Raw genomic sequence first — 19035 nt, 5'->3', positions numbered from 1 at the left:
CCGCGGTGCCCACCGCGCCCCGGGGGCGCGATTACCCTCGCGGGGGTGAGGACGATCCGGGTGCCGGCCGTGATCTGCGGCCTGCTCGCGCTGCTGCTGGGCCTGCCGTTCGCCGGCGGGACGACGCCCGGCGCGGTCGACACCGCCGCCGCGGCGGCGGTGGCGCACCTGAGCCCCGGCGTGCTGCGGGCGCTGGTGTTCCCGACCGAGCCGTACGTGGTGCTGGCGCTGGGCCTGCTGGCCGTCGCCCTGTGCCTGCGCGCCGGACGGCGGAAGGAGGCCGTCCTCGCGCTGGTCGTGCCGGTCCTGGCGATCCTGCTGACGAGCTGGCTGCTCAAACCGCTCTACGACCGGTGGAAGAACGGCACGCTGGTCTACCCCAGCGGCCACACGGTGAGCCTGGTGGCGGTCCTGACGGTGCTCGTCCTGGTCACGCGCCGGGTGCTCGTGGCGGTGCTGTCGGCGGTGGCTCTGCTCGCTGCCACGGCCGGGCTGGTCGGGATGGGCTACCACTACCTGACCGACGTCGCGGGCGGAACGCTCTTCGCGGCCGCCGTCGTCCTGCTCACGTGGCCGTCACCGCGTCGCGAGCCGGCTGATCCCGCGCAGGGTGAACACAGCTTCACCACACCGGGGAGTTGACGCGTCATTCTTTCACCTTCACACTGAAAGAACCCCGGCCTCCTCCCATCCGGTCGGAGCCCTACCGAGAGGCGTCAGACACATGAAGGTCTTTCTGTTGCGAGGGGATCCCTGCCCAGACCGGCTTTCCTGCCCACATCTCTTCGCAACTGATCGAGGAACGCACGTTGTCCAGGGGCGAGCCAGCAACGACCTCGAGTGCGGCCCCGGTCAGGCAACAGTGGAAATCCCGCTGACGCTGATCCCGGAGATCGGCGCCCACAGCCATCACGATCTCCGTCCCACCGGCCGCGGCACCGCACTGATCCGCGGCGTGCGGGTCACCGACACCGAAGCCCTGGCCGCCATTCGGGTCCCCGCCGACGAGAGTGTCGTGGAACTCGCCGGAAACGTCTTGCCGGCACTGGAGGCCCGCACTGATGCTTGATATCCAGCAGCTCGGGAACTACATCGACGAGCACTACACCCGGACATTGTTCCGATTGGAGACGTTGCCGCAGTATCTAGTCGACTCCGACGGCGAAGACTACCGACGCTACGTCACCGGCCTTCCCGGTCCCACCATGTCCCGCAAGCAACCGTGGCTCGACACACTGCGGGCCGAACGCGATCGGGGGCTTTACCAGCATCGCGTGCACGTCTGGCGCAGCCCGTTGACGGATTATCTGCGGTACGAATGCGAGTGGGGTTACGCCTACAACGCCGAGGCGGGCGAAGAAATCCGCGTGATCGACACTGCCGAGCAGACCAAGCCCGCCGCCGTCATCGATGAGGACTTCTGGCTCATCAACGACACCCATGTGGCGAAAATGCACTACGACCCCGACGGCAGGTTTCTCGGCAGCACGATCGCCGAGCCTCCGGAGATCCAGCAGTACCGGGCTGCGCGGGACGCGGCCTGGGCTGCAGCGGTACCGTTCGTCGACTACTGGAACCGGCACCGCGAGTACTGGCGGAGTACCCACGCTATGTGATCCTCCGCCCGGCGAAAGGGCACGATGAAGCCGCCTACGAACCCACTCTCGGAACAGCTTCGCCTGCTGCGGAAGCAGGCGAACCTGTCGGGAGCGGAAGCGGCCAGGCGTGCGGGTCTTTCCCCGGCCAAGATCAGCCGGGTCGAGACCGGAACGTTCATGCCCACCCCACAGCAGGTCGACAAGCTCTGCCGGGTCTACAAGGCACCGGATGAGGTTCGGCGGCAGCTGGTCGAGCTGATCGAGGACCTCCGCGAGGCGACCTACTCCGCGCGCGTGACGCTTCAACGCGGCGGATGGCAGATGCAGCAGCGCATCGGCCGGATCGAGGCCGTGTCTACGCTGCTCAGAAGCTTTTCGCCGGACACCGTCATCGGGCTCGTTCAGTCCGAACCGTACATCCGGGCCATCCTCAGCGGCTTCTTGACCGGAGACGATCTGGAGAGCACGGTGCAGGCGCGCTTGGACCGGCAAGCGGTCCTCGACTCCAGCCGCGAGTTCCGGCTGATCATGACCGAGGGCACACTACGGTGGAATGTCGGCGGCGCCGGCGTCATGGCCGGCCAGCTCGCTCGGCTGACCACGCTTCTCCACCGGGACAACGTCCGTCTCGGCGTCATCCCGTGGACGACCGAGACCGGCATGCCCGGCGCGCACGCCTTTCACCTCTACGATTCCCGAGCCGCGATCGTCGGCACCATCAACGCCACCGCGATCATGACCGACAGCCGGGATGTCGCCGAGTACGTGTCTTGGTTCGAACGCCTTGAGGCGACAGCTTCCTTCGGCGATCAAGCTGCGGCCGTCATCGAGCGGATTGCCGCGGACTACCGCAGTCTCACCTGATCGAAGTAAGCATCGAACCGGCCGTCAGCGCCGTCTTGATTATTTCAGTCTCACACTGAAATAATTGCCGAGGACGGGGCCGAAGCAGAAAACCGACCCATGGCAATGGAGGCCTCTGCGATGCTCACCCTACAACCAGCGTCCACCATCGACCACCGCGGCACCATCCCGATTTCCGGCTGGAACGACATCACGCTCGTCTGCGGAGAATGCGGCGGAAACGGCTGCGGGAAATGCAACAACTCCGGCACGGTCACGATCGTCGAGTGATGGCCGGGCTTTCCCCTCTCCCACCAGGCATCCACGCGGAGACGTTCACCTACACCAACGGACAGCAGGTCACGATCTACCGTGCGCCCTACCGAAGCGACGGCCCACTGCTGACCGACGAAAGCGGAGTACACGTCCTTTATTACATGTTCGCCGAATACGTGTTCCGCTGGCCCGAAAGAACAACGCGGGTCGACATCGGACACGGGTCCATCGGCAGACACATGGGCTTGCGCACCGGAGTCACCATCACCGGCCGCTGGTCACCCGGCAGGCTCAGCGAATTCGCCCAGCGCTGGGCGACCGATCATCTGGAGAAATACCGGTGAACGCTCATGCGGCCGCGTCGCGAGCCAGTGCCGTCAAGCGGCTGACCGCGCGCAGGTACTTCTTGCGGTAGCCGCCCTCGACCATCTCCTCGGTGAACAGCGACGGCAGCGGCTCGCCCGAGACCACCACCGGGATGGCCCGGTCGTAGAGCCGGTCGGCGAAGGCGACCAGCCGCAGGGCCACGTTCTGGTCCGGGGCCGGGTGGATGCCACGCAGGTGCACCCGGGTGACGCCGTCCAGGAGCCGGCCGTAGCGCGACGGGTGCAACTGGCCGAGGTGCGCGCACAACGCGTCGAAGTCGTCCACTGTGGACCCGTCGTGCGCGGAGGCGGACGACTCCAGCTCCGCGGGGGAAACCGGCGGCGGCGCGTCCGGCAGGCCGCGGTGGCGGTAGTCCGGCCCGTCGACGCGGACGACGCCGAACCGGGCCGACAGCGACTGGATCTCGCGCAGGAAGTCCTCGGCGGCGAACCGGCCCTCGCCCAGCTTCTCCGGCAGGGTGTTCGACGTCGCCGCGATGTACACCCCGGCGTCCATCAGCTCCTGCAGCAGCCGCGTGACCAGCGTGGTGTCGCCCGGGTCGTCCAGCTCGAACTCGTCGATGGCCAGGATCCGGTGGTCCGACAGCCGCCGCACGGCTTCGGCGAAGCCCAGCGCGCCGACCAGGTGGGTCAGCTCGACGAACGTGCCGTACGCCTTGGGCGACGGCGCCGCGTGCCACGCCGAGGCGAGCAGGTGGGTCTTGCCGACGCCGAACCCGCCGTCGAGGTAGAGCCCCATCGGCCCGGACGGCTCGGGCGAACCGCCGAAGAGCTTGAAGCGCTTCTTCTCCCGGCGCGCACCGACCTTCGCCGCGAACGCCGAGCCGGCCCCGACCGCGGCGGCCTGGCTCGGCTCGTCCGGGTTCGGGAGGTACGTCTCGAACCGCACGGCGTCGAAGCGCGGCGGCGGCACCAGCGCACCGATCAGCTCGTCGGCGGACAGCTCGGGACGGCGGTCGGTCAGGTGCGCGGGCATGGTCGCAGAGCCTATCCGCGCCCCAGGTGCCGCTGAGCGGGCATATCCCCCGGTAGAGACGTGATTCACGCTCGTGCTGGGATGATCACGTGCGGAGTGTGTGGCCCCTGGCGACGGGCGAACTGACGGGTGCGGACCTCGAGGAGATCTACGCCTATCCGGCGCACCTGGACCGGCCCTGGGTGCAGGTGAACTTCGTCGCGTCCGCCGACGGCGCCGTCGAGGTCGCCGCGACGTCGGCGGCGCTGTCGCACGCCGCCGACCGGGCGGTCTTCCTCCTCGGCCGCGACCTCGCCGACGTCGTCTTGGTCGGCGCCGGGACCGCCCGCGCCGAGAACTACCGCGGGGTCGTCGCGGGCGCGAAGCGGCTGGAGCGCCGACGCCGTCTCGGGTTCGCAGGAGTCCCGCCGATCGCCGTCGTGACGCGCACCGCGGATCTGGACCCCGGCTCCCGGCTGTTCACCGAAACCGCCGTGCCCCCGATCGTGGTGACCACGGACATCGCGGACACGCGCACCCTCGAAGCCGCCGGGGCGGAGATCCTGCGGGCGGGCCACGACGACGTCGACCTGCCCCGCACGCTGGACCTGCTCGCCGCCCGCGGCCTGCGCCGCATCGACTGCGAAGGCGGCCCCGGGCTCTTCGCGCAGCTCATCGCCGCCGACCTCGTCGACCAGCTGTGCCTCACCGTCGCGCCGCTGCTGGTGGCCGGGCAGGCAGGCCGGATCGCCGCCGGGTTCGGCGCTGTGCCGCGCCGGCTCGCCCTGGCGTCGATCCTCGTCGAGGACGGCTTCACGCTCCTGCGCTACCGCCGGGGCGCCGGGTGAGCGACGACGCCGACCTGCTCGAACGGGCCGCGGGCGGCGACGACACGGCGTTCGGCGCGCTGGTCCGGCGGCACACGCCCCGGATGTACCGGGTCGCGCTGCGGATCACCGGCTGCGCGGCCGAGGCCGAGGACGTCGTGCAGGACTCGTGGCTCGCGGCGTGGCGTGCCCTCGCCGGCTTCCGGCAGGAGGCCGCCGTGTCGACCTGGCTCCACCGCGTCGTCACCAACAGCGCGCTGGCCCTGCTGCGCCGGCGGCGGCCGACGATCTCGCTGGACTCACCGGATCCCGAGTCCGTTTCGGACAGGCTGTCGCTCGCCGTGCCGGGGCCCGAGGGCCGCGTGGTGCGGGCCGAAGAGGTCGACGCGGTGCTGCGGGCGATCGGCAAACTCGAGGTGTCCCAGCGCGTGCCGCTCGTGCTGCGCGAGCTGGAAGGCCTGAGCTACGAAGAGGTCGCCGTCCTGCTCGACGTGAACGTCGGCGCCTTGCGGTCCCGGCTGCACCGGGCCAGGGTGGCGCTGGTCGCCGAGCTGGCCAGGTCGCGTACGTGACGGCTCGCCGCGAACCCGGCGATACACGTGCGCCGGGCGGCGATGTTCCGCAGAATGCGGGCATGCCCCTACCGCTGCAGCCACCGCTGAAGCCGATGCTCGCCAAGCCCGCGAAGGCCATCCCGGACTCCGGCGGCCTGCTGTTCGAACCGAAGTGGGACGGCTTCCGCTGCATCGTCTTCCGCGACGGCGACGAGCTGTACCTGCAGTCGCGCGCCGAAAAACCGCTCAACCGGTACTTCCCCGAAGCCGTCGCCCGGCTGCTGGAGGTCCTGCCGCCGCGAGTCGTGCTGGACGGCGAACTCGTCGTCGCCCGCGGCGGGCGGCTGGACTTCGACGCGCTCACCGAGCGGATCCACCCCGCCGAAAGCCGGATCACGCTGCTCTCCACCGAACAGCCCGCCGAGTTCGTCGCCTTCGACGTCCTCGCCCTCGGCGACGAGTCCCTGCTCGACGAACCGACGTCCGTGCGCCGCGAACGGCTCGTCGAACTGGCCGGCGACCGGTTCCCGCTCACCCCGGCCACCACCGACCCGGACACCGCGCGGCACTGGTTCGAGCTGTTCGAAGGGGCCGGTCTCGACGGCGTCATCGGCAAGCCGCTGGACGAGCCCTACACGCCCGGCAAACGCGTGATGGTCAAGTACAAGCACCTCCGCACCGCCGACTGCGTGCTCGCCGGGCTGCGCTGGCACGTCGACGGCGGCCCGGGCGACCTCGTCGGGTCCTTCCTGCTCGGCCTGCACGACGAGAACGGCGTGCTGCACCACGTCGGCACCGTCGGGTCGTTCCCCAAGGAGCGCCGCCGCGAGCTGGCCGAAGAGCTCGCGCCGCTGATCACCGACGGCGAGGACCACCCGTGGGGCGGCCGGGCCACCGGCGAGGCCCAGCGGATCCCGGGTGGCATCACCCGCTGGCGCGCCACCGAGCACGAGTGGGTGCCGCTGCGCCCCGAGCGCGTCGTCGAGGTCGCCTACGAGAACACCGAAGGCGGCATGCCGTCGCGGTTCCGGCACAACGCGCGGTTCGTGCGGTGGCGGCCGGACCGCGAGCCCGCGTCGTGCGACTACAGCCAGCTGGACGAGCCCGCCCGCTACGACCTCGACGCCGTTTTCCGCGGCCAGGTGGTCCGGACCCGCTAACCCTCGTCCCACACCGGCCGTGCGAAGCTCGGCCGTACCCTGCCCTTGACCGACGTGAGGACCCCGCCCGTGCGCCGCCGCCGTACCCGTCTCCTGGCCGCGCTGCTCGCCCTGGCCTCCGCCGCGGGCTGCGCCGCGGGGCCGTCGGTCCGCCCGGCGCTGGTCGAGAACGACGGGAAGACGACCGGCAGCACGCCTTCCGCGGCGCCAGGGGTGCCCTTGCCGCCGCTGGCCGAACCGCAGTCGCCGACGCTGAAGTGGGCCGACTGCGACGACGACACCCGCCAGCGGATCGGCACCCCCGGCGTCCCGGACAGCCTGCACTTCACGTGCGCCCGCGTCACCACGCCGCTCGATGCCCCCGGCGAGCCGCGGCGCTCGGTGATGCGGCTGCTGGCGCTGAAGGTCGGCAGCGGCCCGGTGCCGCTGGTCGTGGTGAACGACGTCGACGGCGACCCGGGCACGGTGTACGCCGCGCGGCTGGCCGCCACGCTGCCGCCGGCGTTCCTGGAGAAGTTCTCGCTGATCGGCCTGGACCGGCGCGGCACCGGGCTCTCCGGCGCCGCCCAGTGCGTCCCCGCCGACACCCGGCCCCGCCTCATCGACGCCGACCCGGCGGAAGGCGGCCTGCAGGACGTCCTGGACGCCGCCCGCAAGGCCGGCCAGCAATGCGCCATCGAACTCGACGACGCCCAGACCGCGCTGGACAGCTGGCGCGGCGCCGGCGACCTCGACGAGCTGCGCAAGCAGCTGGGCATGGACCGGCTCGACGCGATCGGCCACGGCGACGGCTCCAAGGTCCTGTCGGAGTACGCGGTGCGCTTCCCCGCCCAGGTCGGGCGCATGGTGTTCGACGGCGTCCCCGACCCGGGCGCGGACACGGCCGCGGTCCTCGACGCCGTCGCCGCCGGCGCCCAGTCCACCTGGGACGCTTTCGCCGCGGACTGCGCGGCCCGCCACTGCACGCTCGGCGACCCGAAAGCCGCACTGGCCGCCCTCCCCGCCCAGCTCCGGCACACGCTGACCACGACAGGAGACGGCGTCCGCTTCGGCCCGGGGATCGCGATGTTCGCCGTCTACTCGGGACTCTCGCAGCGGTCGCGGTGGCCGGAGCTGGCCGACGCGATCGCCGCGGCCGGCACGGGCAACGTCAGCCCGCTCGCCGCGTTCGCCGCGCCGGTGCTGCACGACACGCGCGCCCAGCCGTCGCGGCTCGACGCGGCCATCGCGACCCGCTGCAACGACAGCCAGACGCGGCTCTCGGCCGACCAGCTCGACCAGGTCGCGGCCGGGATGCGCGCCAAGTACCCGCAGTTCGGCACGGTCATCGCCCAGCAGCTGGCCTGGTGCGGCCCGTGGCCGGTGCGCACCGAACCGCTGCCGCCGTCGGGCGCGCCGGGCACCCCGCCGATCCTGGTCACGGCGACCGCGGCCGACCCGGTCACGCCCCAGGTGGGCAGCACCCGCGCCGCCGACCAGATGCCCTCGGCGGTCACGATCACCTGGCAGGGCGCGGGCCACGGCGCGCTCGGCATCTCCCCCTGCGTCACCGAAGCGGCCCGCGCCTTCCTGCTGGACGGCAAGATCCCAGCCGACGGCACCCTCTGCCCCGCCTGACCCCGTGATCGAAGGGTCAGCACGCGTGATTGAAGGGTCATCTCTCGTGATTGGAGGGTCGACACGGAGTCAGTGCCGTGTCGACCCTCCAATCACGCGTGTCGACTCCTGAATCACGCGTGTCGGCCCTTCAATCACGGCCGTCAGGGGCGGCGGGTGTTGAGGCGGGCGGCTTGGCGGGTCAGGTGGTCGACCTCGGCGAGGCTGGACGCCTTCTTCGCCGCTTCGGCGTACAGCTTCGCCGCTGTCGCCAGGTCGCCGTCGCGCTCGTGGAGGTACGCCGCCACCGCCGCGTAGCGGGGCAGGGTGTCGTCCAGTTCGGCGAGTGCCGCCAGGCCGGCCCGCGGGCCGTCGGCCTCGCCGACCGCCACCGCGCGGTTGAGCCGCACCACCGGGCTGCCGGTGAGCCGCGCGAGCTCGTCGTACCACTCGACGATCTGCACCCAGTCGGTCTCCGCGGCGTCGGGCGCGTCGGCGTGCAGGGCCGCGATGGCTGCCTGGGCCTGGAACTCGCCCAGCCGGTCGCGGGCCAGCGCCGCCTGCAAGATCTCGACGCCCTCGGCGATCAGCGTGGTGTCCCACCGGGAGCGGTCCTGGCCGGCCAGCGGGACGAGCCGGCCGCCGGGCTCGGTCCGTGTGGCGCGCCGCGCGTGGTGCAGCAGCATCAGGGCCAGCAGCCCGGCCACCTCGGGGTGGTCGATCGCCGCCGCGAGCTGCCGGGTGAGCCGGATCGCCTCGGCCGCGAGGTCGACGTCCCCGGAGTACCCCTCGTTGAAGACCAGGTAGAGGACGCGCAGCACGGTCGCGACGTCGCCGGGCTGGTCGAACCGCACCCCCGACACGGTCCGCTTGGCCCGGCTGATCCGCTGCGCCATGGTGGCCTCGGGCACCAGGTACGCCTGGGCGATCTGGCGGGTGGTCAGCCCGCCGACGGCGCGCAGCGTGAGCGCGACCGCCGACGACGGCGTCAGCGACGGGTGAGCGCACAGGAAGTAGAGCTGGAGCGTGTCGTCCACCGTGGCCGCGGGCCCGGACGGCACTTCGGCCTCGACGACGTCTTCACGCCGACGGCGCGCGGTCTCCGCCCGGGCCGCGTCCAGGAACTTGCGCCAGGCCACCGTGACCAGCCAGCCCTTGGGGTCGCGCGGCGGGTCGGCTTGCCACGCGCGCAACGCCTCGACCAGCGCGTCCTGGACGGCGTCCTCGGCCGCCGCGAAGTCGGCTCCGCGGCGGACGAGGATCGCCAGGACACCCGGAGTGAGGCTCCGGAGCAGGGTTTCGTCCACGGCTCAGCCGATCCCTCCGGCGGGCAACGCCGTCATTCCGTGACGGTCGACGGCATGGCCAGGAACGGACGCAGCTCGAGCCACTCGTGGATCGGCTCCCCGCCCGGCCCCGGCGCCGCCGACAGCTCGCCGGCCAGTTCGACCGCCCGCTCGTAGGTGTCGACGTCGATCACCATCCAGCCGGCGATGAGGTCCTTGGTCTCGGCGAACGGGCCGTCGGTGACCGGCGGGCGGCCCTCGCCGTCGTAGCGGACGAACGTCCCCTCGGGCGCCAGGGCCTGGGCGTCGACGAACTCGCCGGTCGTCTCCAGCTTGGCCGCGAAGTCCTGCATGTACTGGACGTGGGCGGAGATCTCCTCCGGCGTCCACTGGTCCATGGGCGCGTCACAGTTCGCCGGGGCCGGCGCGCCGCGGTAGTGCTTGAGCAGCAGGTACTTGGCCATGGTGGTTCTCCCTCGGTGTCTGGCGACCATTCTGGCCGCTCGCATACCGGGGACGGAGCCGGTTCCGGGTTCTCGACATCGTTCTCGACATCGCCGCGGAGATTTTTCGCGGCCGCCCGCCGGCGGGCGGCCGCGAAGCCGGGCTCACTGGCGGTAGGACTCCACCTCGGAGACCGGGCGGGCCGCGGCCTCGTCCGGGTTCTCGTGGAACTCCGTTTTCGCGCGCCGCTGCCGGAGCAGGTCCCAGCACTGGTCGAGCTGCTGCTCGACCGCGGTGAGCCGGTCGCGGTCGCCGCCGCTCAGCCCCACGCCGACCGAGCGCGACCGGAGCTCGTGCTCCTCCGCGATCAGCTCGTCGATCCGGCCCAGGATCTCGCCGTCGGCCATCTGTTCCTCCTCTGCACGGGTGGTCGCCGCAGACGCTACCCCCGCCCCGGGAATTCCCGCCGCGCCCACGTCGTTGACCAGGCCATGAGCACCGTTGAGCTGACTGCCGAGAACTTCGACCAGACGGTAAACGACAACGAGTTCGTCCTGATCGACTTCTGGGCGAGCTGGTGCGGACCGTGCCGCCAGTTCGCGCCGGTCTACGAAAAGGCGTCCGAGAAGCACGAAGACCTGGTCTTCGCGAGCGTCGACACCGAAGCGCAGCAGCAGCTGGCCGCCGCCTTCGACGTCCGCTCCATCCCGACGCTGGCCATCATCCGGGACAAGACGCTGATCTACGCCCAGCCCGGCGCGCTGCCCGAGCCCGCCCTCGAAGAGCTGATCAAGCAGGCTCGCGAGGTCGACATGGCCGAGGTCAAGCGCAAGGCGGCCGAGGCCGAGGCCGAACAGGCCTGACGACTGCTGCCGTGAATGGCACATTGAGGGACGTAGAGTCCCTCAATGTGCCATTCACGGCTTTTCAGGAGCGTGTCGCCAGCCCGCGCAGGAAGAACGCCAGGTTCGCCGGGCGCTCGGCCAGCCGGCGCATGAAGTAGCCGTACCACTCGTCGCCGTAGGGCACGTAGACGCGCATGCGGGCGCCCGACGCCGCGATCCGCCGCTGCTCCTCCGGCCGGATGCCGTAGAGCATCTGGAACTCGTGGTCGTCGTCCGTGCGCCCGTTCTCCTCGGCGAGCGCGGCGGCGATCCCGATCATCCGCGGGTCGTGCGACGCGACCATCGGGTAGCCCTGGCCGGCCATCAGGACGCGCAGGCAGCGAACGTAGGACTTGTCCACTTCGGACTTCTCCGCGAACGCCACCGACTCCGGCTCGGCGTAGGCACCCTTGCATAGCCGCACCCGCGAGCCCGGACCCGACAGCGAAACGCAGTCCTGCTCGGTACGCCGCAGGTAGGCCTGCAGCACCGCACCCACCCAGGGGTACTCGCCGCGCAGCTCACGCAGGATGCCGAGCGTCAAGTCCGTGGTGGTGTGGTCCTCCATGTCGAGCGTCACGGTGGCGCCGACCGCCTCGGCCGCCGCGCAGATCTTCCGCGCGTTCTCCAAGGCGACGTCCTCGCCGTTCGACGGCAGGAACTGCCCGACCGCCGACAGCTTCACCGACACGTCGGCCCCGGTGGCCAGCCCTTCCGCGGCCAGCGCGGTCAGCACCGCCTCGTAAGCCCGGACGGTCGCCGCCGCCTGGCCGGCGTCGGTGGTGTCCTCGCCGAGGTGGTCGAGCGTGATCCGCCGCCCGTCCGCGGCCAGTTCCCTGGCAACGCGGACGGCGTCGGCGCTCTCGGACCCGGCGACGAACCGGCGCACCACGGATCGCGTGGCGGGCACGGCTTCGACGAGCCCGCGGATCCGCCGAGAGCGGGCGGCGGCGAGCAACGGGGCACGCAGCATGACGGTCCTCCTCAGCCCTGGTGCGGATAACGCACAGTCGTCGGCGGCACGAAGGTCTCCTTGACCGAGCGCGGGCTGGTCCAGCGCTGCAGGTTGAAGATCGACCCCGCCTTGTCGTTGGTGCCCGAGGCCCGCGCGCCGCCGAACGGCTGCTGGCCGACGACGGCACCGGTCGGCTTGTCGTTGACGTAGAAGTTGCCCGCGGCGAACCGCAGCGCCTCGGACGCCTTCGCCACGGCCGTGCGGTCGTTGGCGATGATCGCGCCGGTCAGCGCGTACGCGGCCGTCTCGTCGACGAGCTTCAGGACGGCGTCGAAGTCGCCGTCTTCGTAGACGTGCACCGACAGGATCGGGCCGAAGTACTCGGTCGAGAAGATTTCGTGCTTCGGGTTGTCCGACACGAGGATCGTCGGCTTCACGAAGTAGCCGACGCTGTCGTCGGCCGTGCCCCCGGTGAGGACCTCGACCGAAGCGTCGTCGCGCACGCTGTCGAACAGGTCGGAGTGCTTGGTGAAGGCGCGCCGGTCGATCACCGCGCCGCCGAAGTGCGACAGGTCGGTGACGTCGCCGTAGGACAGCGCCTCGGTCTCGGACACGAGACCGTCCTTCAGCTTCGCCCACAGGCTGCGCGGGACGTAGGCGCGCGAAGCGGCGGAGCACTTCTGGCCCTGGTACTCGAAGGCGCCGCGGACCAGGGCGGTGCGCAGGACATCGACGTCGGCGGACGGGTGGGCGAGCACGAAGTCCTTGCCGCCGGTCTCGCCGACCAGGCGCGGGTAGCCGCGGTAGCCCGCGATGTTCGCGCCGACCGTGCCCCACAGGTGCTGGAACGTCGCGGTCGAGCCGGTGAAGTGGATGCCGGCCAGGTCGCGGTGGGTCAGGGCGACCTCCGAGACGGCCTTGCCGTCGCCCGGCAGCAGGTTGATCACGCCCGGCGGCAGGCCCGCTTCTTCGAGCAGCCGCATGGTCAGGTGCGCGGCGAACGACTGCGTCGGCGACGGCTTCCACAGCACGGTGTTGCCCATCAGCGCGGGCGCGGTCGGCAGGTTGCCGGCGATCGCGGTGAAGTTGAACGGCGTGATCGCGTAGACGAAGCCTTCCAGCGGCCGGTGCTCCATCCGGTTCCACACGCCGGGCGAGCTGATCGGCTGCTCGGCGAGAATGCGGCGGCCGAACTCGACGTTGAAGCGCCAGAAGTCGGCGAGCTCGCAAGCGGAGTCGATCTCGGCCTGGGTCGCGGTCTTGGACTGGCCGAGCATGGTGGCGGCGTTCAGCGTGGCGCGCCACTTGCCGGTGAGCAGGTCGGCGGCGCGCAGCAGGATCGCGGCACGGTCGTCGTAGGACAGCGCGCGCCACTCCGGCGCGGCCTTCGCGGCGGCCGCGATCGCGTCGGTGGCGTCCTGCCGGGTGGCGCTGTGGATGGTGCCCAGGACGTGCGCGTGGTTGTGCGGCTGGACGACGTCGATCTGCTCGCCGCCACCGGGGCGCTGCTCGCCACCGATGGTGACGGTCAGGTCGACCGGTTCCGCCTGGCCCAGCCGCTTGAGCGCACCCTCGAGTTCGGCGCGCTCCGCGCTGCCCGGCGCGTAGGTGAGCACCGGCTCGTTCGTCGGGGCGGGGGTCTGGGTCACGGCGTCCACGGCGGCTCCTCTGCTACGCGCTCACTACCTCTTGATGCCCCGAACGGTAACTCCGGACACACTCCGGCGGCTTGTCCGAACGGCTAAAATCGCCCGTATGATCTTGGCTGATCGGACAACCCTACGATGACGTCGCTGCGGCACGTGCTGGCAACGCTCGGCGAGCCGCTCGTCGAGGTCGTCGTGGCGCCGTACGGCCTCGGCGTCGAAGTCACCGACGTCGTGATCCTCGATCCCGAGGACCCCTTGGAGGCGTCCCCCGGCGACTTGGTGCTGGTGATCGGCGCGCGTGGCCGGGCGGCGGCACCCGCCATCCGCGCGGCCGGGCGCGGCGGCGCGGCCGCGGTGGCGGTCAAGGGCGCGACGGGCTCCGACGTCGCCGCCGACGCGGGCGTCGCCCTGCTCACGGTCGGCGCCGAAGCACGCTGGGAGCAGGTGGAATCCCTGGCGCGCGGTGTCGTCGAGGCGGCCCGCGCGGGCGGCGAGGCGGCCGGCGGCGAGGTGCTCGGCGACCTGTTCGCCCTGGCCCAGACGATCGCGACACTCACCGGCGGCCTGGTCAGCATCGAGGACACGGCCAACCGCGTGCTCGCGTATTCGCGGGCGGGCGACGAGGTCGACGAGCTGCGGCGGCTGTCGATCCTCGGCCGCGAAGGCCCGGAACGCTACCTCGCGATGCTCCGTGAATGGGGCGTCTACCAGCGGCTTCGCGCCGGCGAGGGGATCGTCCGGATCGACGAGCGGCCCGAACTGGGCATCCGCCGCCGCATCGCGGCGGGCATCCACGCGGGCAAGCAGCCGCTCGGCACGATCTGGGTCCAGGAGGGCGCCCAGCCGCTCACCGAACGGGCCGAGACGGCGCTGCTCGGCGCGAGCCGCGCCCTGGCACCGCAGCTGATCCGCGCCCGGACGCTGCCGAGTCCCGAGCTGCGGCTGCGGGAGGACCTCCTGGCGAGCCTGCTGGAAGGACGGCTCGACGCGGAGTCCGTCGCGGACGACATCGGCGCGGACCCGGCGCGCCCGGCGCAGGTGCTGGCGTTTTCGCTGAGCCATCTGGGGCCGAGCCCCAGACCCCAGCCGGGGGACAAGCCCCCCTGGACCCCCCAAAAGCCGGTGGTGCGCTCGGACAACCGGCAGCTGCGGCGCGCCGAGCTGGTCCACCTGATCGCCGTCCACACCGCGGCCTACCGGCGCAGCGCACTGGTGAGCGTGATCGGTGGCCGCGTCTACGCGCTGCTGCCGGACCTGCCCGAGCACTCCGACGCGGCGGTGCTGGCGCTGGCTCGCGAAATCGCCGGCACGGCCCGCCGTCACCTGGACGTCCCGGTGCGGGCGGCCCTCGGCGGCGTCGTGCCCCGGCTGTCGGAGGTGGCCGCGTCCCGCGGCGACGCCGACCGCGTCCTGGCGGCGATGGCGCGCGGGCACTGGCCCGCCGACGTCGCCTCGCTGGCCGACGTGCGCGCCGAGGTGCTGCTGTCGGAGGTGCTGGCGTTCCTGGGCGGGCAGCCGCGCATCCGCGACCCGCGGCTCACGTCGCTCGTGGAGCACGACGCCGAGCACGGCGGGATCCTGGTGCCGGCGGTCCTGGCCTGGCTGGACGCCTTCGGCGACGTCCGGGCGGCGGCGCGGGCGCTGAACATCCACCCGAACACGGTGCGCTACCGCGTCCGGCGCGCCGCCGAAGTGTCCGATGTGGACTTCGCCGACCCCGCGCAGCGCCTGTTAACTCAGCTGCAGCTGAGGCTCTGATCCTGCTAGCGTCGCGCCCGTGGATCTCTTCTCGCGCACGTGGGCGGCGTTGCGCGCCGCGGTCGCCTCGCTTCCCGACCAGGACTTCGCGAAGCCGTCGGGCTGCCGGGGCTGGCTGGTCCGCGACCTGGCCTGCCACCTCGTCATCGACGCCCAGGACGTCCTGATCACGCTGGTCACGCCGTCCTCGGCCGCGCTCACGCACGATGCGATCACGTACTGGGCGGTCAGCGGCGAACTGCCGTCGGGCGACGACCCGCTGGACGCGCTGATCGTCCGCCTGGCCTCGGCGTACGAGGACCCGGCCCTGCTGAAGTTCCACCTCGACGACGTCGGTGCCGCGGCCGGCCGGGCGGCCGACCTGGCCGACCCGGGAATGCGGGTGAGCACGCAGGACATGGTTCTCACGGCGGGTGACTACCTTTCGGCGTACGTGCTGGAGTGGACGCTGCACCACCTGGACCTGGTGGCGCACCTGCCGTCTGCCGCTCCGCCGCCCGCCGAGGGACTGACACGCACCCGGCAGATGCTGGAGAAGATCGCGGGAGCCGCGTTCCCGTCGTCGTTCTCCGACGAAGACGTCCTGCTGGTCGGGACCGGGCGGCGCTCCCCCACCGAGGCCGAAGCCGCCGGACTCGGCGCCCTCGCCGCCCGGCTGCCCTTCGTGCTCGGCTGAGGGTCGAGGCAGGGCGCCCTGCCTCGACCCCCGGCTCACGCCTTCACCAGGCTGAACCGGCGACGCTCGACATCGATCCGCTCGATGCGGACCGGCAGCCGCGTCCCGGCTTCCGGCACCTCGGCGGCGCCGGTCACCAGCAGGCCGTGGATCCCCGGGGCCACTTCGACGAAAGCGCCGAACGGCAGTACCCGGGCCACGACGCCGTCGAGCACCCCGCCCTCGGCGTGGGCCGCGACGAACTGCGGCCAGGAACTGTTCTCGGACATGCGATTCACCTCCTTCCCGCGCACGTTCCGATCACTTCGGACACGTGCGAGGAGGCGGCGGCCCACGCGGCCGCCCGGAGGTCACGGCTCAGCCGGGTACCCCGTCTGCTCACGGCTCGAGGCCGACCCGGCAGTCACCGGAAAAGCGTACCGCCGACGTTCGGAAACGCGCTACTCACGCCGGAGCGCGAAGACCGGCCAGTTCGGCGAGGGCCGCGAAGGAATCGAAACGCGCGGATTGGTCGTAGGCCGCCGTCGTCGCGAGGACTTCGTCGGCACCCGCGGCTTCGACGAGCGCGCCCACCCGGTCCGCCACTTCGGCCGGGGTGCCCGAGATCTGGCCGTCCAGGGTTTCCTCGAGCCGCGCGCGCTCGCGACCGGTCATCGGCAGGGCCAGGATCTCGGCGGGCGGCGCCAGCGGCGGGAAGACGCCGTGGGAGCGCGAATACACCGTCGCCCAGGCCTCCGACACGAGCAGCTTCCGCGCGTCGGCCGCCGAGTCCGCCACGGCGATCGCCGTCGACACCACGACGTACGGCTCCCGCGCCCACCCGGACGGCCGGAACCCTTCGCGGTAGCGCGTCACGGCCTCGGCCAAGGCCCGTTCACCCCGTACCGGCGCGATCACCAGCGGCAGGCCGAGTTCCGCGGCGAGGTCCGCGCCGGACCCGGTGGCCAGCAGGAACGGCGGCACGCGCAGCCCCTCGGCTGGGTAGGCGTGGACGCCGGGGAAAGCGTGTTCTCCGGTGAAGAACCCGAGCAGTTCCCGGATCTGCGCGCCGAAGTCGCCGGCGGCGTCCTTGCCGTGCCCCAGCGCCTCCCGGACCCCGGCGGTGAAGCCGACCGACCGGCCCAGCCCCATGTCGATCCGGCCGGGGTGAAGCGCTTCCAGGACGCCGAACTGCTCGGCGACGACGAGGGGCCGGTGGTTCGGCAGCATCACCCCGCCGGTGCCGACGCGGATGCGGCCGGTCGCCCCGGCGACCGCGGCGGCCAGCACGGTCGGCGCGGACCCGGCGACACCGGGCACGCCGTGGTGCTCGGACACCCAGAACCGGTGGTAGCCCAGCCGTTCGATGTCACGGGCGAAGGCGACCGTGTCGCGCAGGGCCCGCGCGGGCCCGCCGTCCCGCCGCACGGGCGAACGGTCGAGCACGGAAAACAGCGTCACGAAGAGTGAAACGCGCGGCCGGCGGCGGGATTCCCGTTACGGGCGCCAGCGCTCGCTGTAGTCCGGATGGTCGGTGTAGGGCAGGGCCAGCAGGCGCAGCGTGAGGCACCAGTTGGAGCCGGCCTCGTCGGCGGGCACGTGGCAGGTCTCACACCAGTATTCGCTGCCGTAGAGCGGAAAACCCGGGACCTTCTCCGACACCGTCGTGCGGTGGGCGAGCAGGATCCGCCGGGTGGCCTCGATCTCGTTGATCATCTGGTTGACCGCTTCGAGGTCGAGGTCGGTCAGCCCGCGGATCTTCTGCTCCACGGCGACTTTCGTCTCGCCGCGGTTCATCGTGTCGCCGGCCTTCGCCTTGTTGACGGCCTGCATGATCAACGCCTGCCGCGCACCCACACGCGCGGCGAGGAATGCGATCAGGTCGTCCACGCAGGACCTCCCTCCTCGAACCCGCCCCCGGGCATGCCCCGGAGAGTCGCCGATTCGGAACGGCACGTTACGCCGTCGCCGACCATGATCGTGACAACGAACGCGGCCGTGCAACATTTGTGACCCGAAAGGCGACAGCGGGCGCTTGCGCGATCACTCCGCGTTCGGATTGGTTCCTTTGGCCCAAGCCATTTCCCGGTCTTCGGCGGGATTCGGTGACGACCGCCACCGGTGTGGCCGTGGCGACAGCTCGACCACGGCCGGCTGCCGCCGGCCGGGACGGGTCACTCCGGGCGGGCCTTGCTGGGCTGAACCCGCTTCGGCTCCCCCGGCATCTTCGGGTAGTCCGGCGGGTACGGCAGGTCGCCCAGACCGTGGTCCCGCGCGTCGCGCTCGTACCACTCCAACGCCGTCTCCAGGCCGAACGGCTCTTCGTCCATCCGGGCGTGAAGATCGCCGTGCTCGGCGAGGAAGGCCGGGATCGTCAGGACGTCGAAGTCGTCCGCGTCCACCTCGTCCAGCAGGGCCCACGTCAGGGGCGTCGACACCGTCGCGCGCGGGGTGCCGCGGACCGACCAGGCCGAGGCCACCGTCCGGTCGCGGGCCGCCTGGTTGTAGTCGAGGAACACCCGGCCGGCGCGTTCCTCCTTCCACCACGAGATCGTCGCCTTGGCCGGGATGCGGCGCTCGACCTCGCGGCCGAGCGCGATCACCGCGTGCCGGACCGCGACGAAGTCCCACTCCGGCCGGATCCGCACCAGCACGTGCACCCCGCGCCCACCCGACGTCTTCGGGTAGCCGGTCAGCCCGGCGTCGGCCAGGACCTCGCGGACCACCCGCGCGACCTCGACCGCGTCGGCGAACCCGGCGCGGTCCGGCGGGTCGACGTCGACGCGCAGCTCGTCCGGGTGGTCGGCGTCCGCGCGGCGCACCGGCCACGGGTGGAAGTCGAACGTGCCCAGGTTGGCCGCCCAGGCGAACACGGCGGGCTCGGTCGGGCACACCTCGTCGGCCTTGCGGCCCGACGGGAAGGTGATCTCGGCCGTCTCGACCCACGAAGGTGCGCCCTTCGGCACGCGCTTGGCGTAGAACCACTCCCCCTCGACGCCGTCGACGTATCGCTTCAGCGTGGTCGGCCGCTCGCCGATCGCGCGCAGCAGCGGGCCGCCGACGGCGATGTAGTGCTCCACGACCTGCCGCTTCGTGATGCCGCGCTGGGGGAAGTACACCTTGTCCGGGCTCGAGACGCGGACCGTGCGGCCGCCCACCTCGTACTCGACCGGGTCACCGTGCTTGGGCATGCGGCCACGCTAGCGGTG

At 71.8% G+C, this 19035-nt stretch carries 23 protein-coding genes; 13 read left to right on the top strand and 10 right to left on the bottom strand.

All coding sequences use genetic code 11. From position 1 onward, the window contains the following. The first annotated feature begins 45 nt into the window (after nucleotides 1-45). The 6 genes from A3CE_RS0137050 to A3CE_RS55565 all read left to right on the top strand — a co-directional run bounded on the left by A3CE_RS0137050 (nucleotide 46) and on the right by A3CE_RS55565 (nucleotide 3061). Nucleotides 46-642, top strand: a complete 597-nt coding sequence (locus tag A3CE_RS0137050; protein WP_245589645.1) for a phosphatase PAP2 family protein — start codon at nucleotides 46-48, stop codon at nucleotides 640-642. A 220-nt stretch (nucleotides 643-862) separates the two neighbouring features. Beyond that, nucleotides 863-1069 (top strand): hypothetical protein, encoded by a 207-nt coding sequence (locus A3CE_RS0137045; RefSeq protein ID WP_020645155.1) that lies wholly within the window; start codon nucleotides 863-865, stop codon nucleotides 1067-1069. After that, complete coding sequence (locus tag A3CE_RS0137040; RefSeq protein WP_020645154.1) at nucleotides 1062-1616, top strand: DUF6879 family protein; 555 nt, start codon at nucleotides 1062-1064, stop codon at nucleotides 1614-1616. Before A3CE_RS0137045 ends, A3CE_RS0137040 begins: the two co-directional genes overlap by 8 nt. A gap of 24 nt (nucleotides 1617-1640) precedes the next feature. Next, on the top strand, nucleotides 1641-2462 hold the full coding sequence (locus A3CE_RS0137035) for a helix-turn-helix domain-containing protein (protein ID WP_020645153.1): 822 nt from the start codon (nucleotides 1641-1643) through the stop codon (nucleotides 2460-2462). A 120-nt stretch (nucleotides 2463-2582) separates the two neighbouring features. Beyond that, a complete protein-coding gene (locus tag A3CE_RS56875; protein ID WP_020645152.1) occupies nucleotides 2583-2732 on the top strand; it encodes a hypothetical protein in 150 nt (49 codons plus the stop codon). After that, nucleotides 2732-3061 carry a hypothetical protein gene (locus tag A3CE_RS55565; RefSeq protein ID WP_020645151.1) on the top strand — a complete coding sequence of 110 codons (330 nt, stop codon included), beginning with the start codon at nucleotides 2732-2734 and terminating at the stop codon, nucleotides 3059-3061. The genes A3CE_RS56875 and A3CE_RS55565 overlap by 1 nt, the downstream gene beginning before the upstream one ends. Nucleotides 3062-3065: 4 nt before the next feature. Here the strand turns inward: A3CE_RS55565 and zapE are convergent, their stop codons facing one another. Next, nucleotides 3066-4079 carry a cell division protein ZapE gene (gene zapE, locus A3CE_RS0137020; protein WP_020645150.1) on the bottom strand — a complete coding sequence of 338 codons (1014 nt, stop codon included), beginning with the start codon at nucleotides 4077-4079 and terminating at the stop codon, nucleotides 3066-3068. Nucleotides 4080-4168: 89 nt separating this feature from the next. On the opposite strand from zapE, the gene A3CE_RS0137015 reads away from it, so the two are divergent. The 4 genes from A3CE_RS0137015 to A3CE_RS0137000 all read left to right on the top strand — a co-directional run bounded on the left by A3CE_RS0137015 (nucleotide 4169) and on the right by A3CE_RS0137000 (nucleotide 8216). Continuing rightward, nucleotides 4169-4906, top strand: a complete 738-nt coding sequence (locus A3CE_RS0137015) for a pyrimidine reductase family protein (RefSeq protein ID WP_026469219.1) — start codon at nucleotides 4169-4171, stop codon at nucleotides 4904-4906. After that, nucleotides 4903-5457 carry an RNA polymerase sigma factor gene (locus tag A3CE_RS0137010; RefSeq protein WP_020645148.1) on the top strand — a complete coding sequence of 185 codons (555 nt, stop codon included), beginning with the start codon at nucleotides 4903-4905 and terminating at the stop codon, nucleotides 5455-5457. Before A3CE_RS0137015 ends, A3CE_RS0137010 begins: the two co-directional genes overlap by 4 nt. 62 nt (nucleotides 5458-5519) lie before the next feature. After that, the gene (locus A3CE_RS0137005) at nucleotides 5520-6599 is read left to right on the top strand and encodes an ATP-dependent DNA ligase (protein WP_020645147.1); all 1080 of its coding nucleotides are present in this window, start codon (nucleotides 5520-5522) and stop codon (nucleotides 6597-6599) included. 69 nt (nucleotides 6600-6668) lie between these two features. Then, the gene (locus tag A3CE_RS0137000) at nucleotides 6669-8216 is read left to right on the top strand and encodes an alpha/beta hydrolase (protein WP_020645146.1); all 1548 of its coding nucleotides are present in this window, start codon (nucleotides 6669-6671) and stop codon (nucleotides 8214-8216) included. A gap of 143 nt (nucleotides 8217-8359) precedes the next feature. Here the strand turns inward: A3CE_RS0137000 and A3CE_RS0136995 are convergent, their stop codons facing one another. The 3 genes from A3CE_RS0136995 to A3CE_RS0136985 all read right to left on the bottom strand — a co-directional run bounded on the left by A3CE_RS0136995 (nucleotide 8360) and on the right by A3CE_RS0136985 (nucleotide 10332). Continuing rightward, nucleotides 8360-9502, bottom strand: a complete 1143-nt coding sequence (locus tag A3CE_RS0136995) for an RNA polymerase sigma factor (RefSeq protein WP_020645145.1) — start codon at nucleotides 9500-9502, stop codon at nucleotides 8360-8362. 32 nt (nucleotides 9503-9534) lie between these two features. After that, on the bottom strand, nucleotides 9535-9945 hold the full coding sequence (locus A3CE_RS0136990) for a YciI family protein (protein ID WP_020645144.1): 411 nt from the start codon (nucleotides 9943-9945) through the stop codon (nucleotides 9535-9537). A gap of 144 nt (nucleotides 9946-10089) precedes the next feature. Beyond that, entirely contained in the window at nucleotides 10090-10332 is a 243-nt protein-coding gene (locus tag A3CE_RS0136985; protein WP_020645143.1) for a DUF2630 family protein, read from the bottom strand. 84 nt (nucleotides 10333-10416) lie between these two features. Here A3CE_RS0136985 and trxA point away from each other — a divergent pair, with 84 nt between their 5' ends. After that, nucleotides 10417-10788 (top strand): thioredoxin, encoded by a 372-nt coding sequence (gene trxA / locus A3CE_RS0136980; protein ID WP_020645142.1) that lies wholly within the window; start codon nucleotides 10417-10419, stop codon nucleotides 10786-10788. A 64-nt stretch (nucleotides 10789-10852) separates the two neighbouring features. On the opposite strand, the gene A3CE_RS0136975 is transcribed toward trxA, so the two are convergent. Together A3CE_RS0136975 and pruA are read right to left on the bottom strand one after the other, a co-directional pair. Continuing rightward, complete coding sequence (locus tag A3CE_RS0136975; RefSeq protein WP_020645141.1) at nucleotides 10853-11782, bottom strand: proline dehydrogenase family protein; 930 nt, start codon at nucleotides 11780-11782, stop codon at nucleotides 10853-10855. Nucleotides 11783-11793: 11 nt separating this feature from the next. Next, nucleotides 11794-13422 (bottom strand): L-glutamate gamma-semialdehyde dehydrogenase, encoded by a 1629-nt coding sequence (pruA, locus tag A3CE_RS0136970; RefSeq protein WP_020645140.1) that lies wholly within the window; start codon nucleotides 13420-13422, stop codon nucleotides 11794-11796. Between the two features lie 126 nt (nucleotides 13423-13548). On the opposite strand from pruA, the gene A3CE_RS0136965 reads away from it, so the two are divergent. Together A3CE_RS0136965 and A3CE_RS0136960 are read left to right on the top strand one after the other, a co-directional pair. Then, complete coding sequence (locus tag A3CE_RS0136965; protein WP_020645139.1) at nucleotides 13549-15171, top strand: PucR family transcriptional regulator; 1623 nt, start codon at nucleotides 13549-13551, stop codon at nucleotides 15169-15171. Between the two features lie 19 nt (nucleotides 15172-15190). Then, nucleotides 15191-15847, top strand: a complete 657-nt coding sequence (locus A3CE_RS0136960; RefSeq protein ID WP_020645138.1) for a maleylpyruvate isomerase N-terminal domain-containing protein — start codon at nucleotides 15191-15193, stop codon at nucleotides 15845-15847. Between the two features lie 35 nt (nucleotides 15848-15882). Here A3CE_RS0136960 and A3CE_RS0136955 read toward each other — a convergent pair whose 3' ends face one another. From A3CE_RS0136955 to A3CE_RS0136940, 4 genes are all read right to left on the bottom strand, one after another. After that, a complete protein-coding gene (locus tag A3CE_RS0136955; RefSeq protein WP_020645137.1) occupies nucleotides 15883-16116 on the bottom strand; it encodes a S1 RNA-binding domain-containing protein in 234 nt (77 codons plus the stop codon). A 175-nt stretch (nucleotides 16117-16291) separates the two neighbouring features. Further along, nucleotides 16292-17287 carry an LLM class flavin-dependent oxidoreductase gene (locus A3CE_RS0136950; protein ID WP_020645136.1) on the bottom strand — a complete coding sequence of 332 codons (996 nt, stop codon included), beginning with the start codon at nucleotides 17285-17287 and terminating at the stop codon, nucleotides 16292-16294. A gap of 36 nt (nucleotides 17288-17323) precedes the next feature. Further along, entirely contained in the window at nucleotides 17324-17716 is a 393-nt protein-coding gene (locus tag A3CE_RS0136945) for a DUF6221 family protein (RefSeq protein WP_020645135.1), read from the bottom strand. A gap of 284 nt (nucleotides 17717-18000) precedes the next feature. Further along, the gene (locus A3CE_RS0136940) at nucleotides 18001-19017 is read right to left on the bottom strand and encodes a DNA polymerase domain-containing protein (protein WP_020645134.1); all 1017 of its coding nucleotides are present in this window, start codon (nucleotides 19015-19017) and stop codon (nucleotides 18001-18003) included. Between the last annotated feature and the right edge of the window lie 18 nt (nucleotides 19018-19035).

This window comes from Amycolatopsis balhimycina FH 1894, from assembly GCF_000384295.1.
Classification (GTDB): Bacteria; Actinomycetota; Actinomycetes; order Mycobacteriales; family Pseudonocardiaceae; genus Amycolatopsis; species Amycolatopsis balhimycina.
The sequence above is the reverse complement of the archived record's forward strand: the minus strand, read 5'-3'. Positions and strand labels throughout refer to the sequence as shown.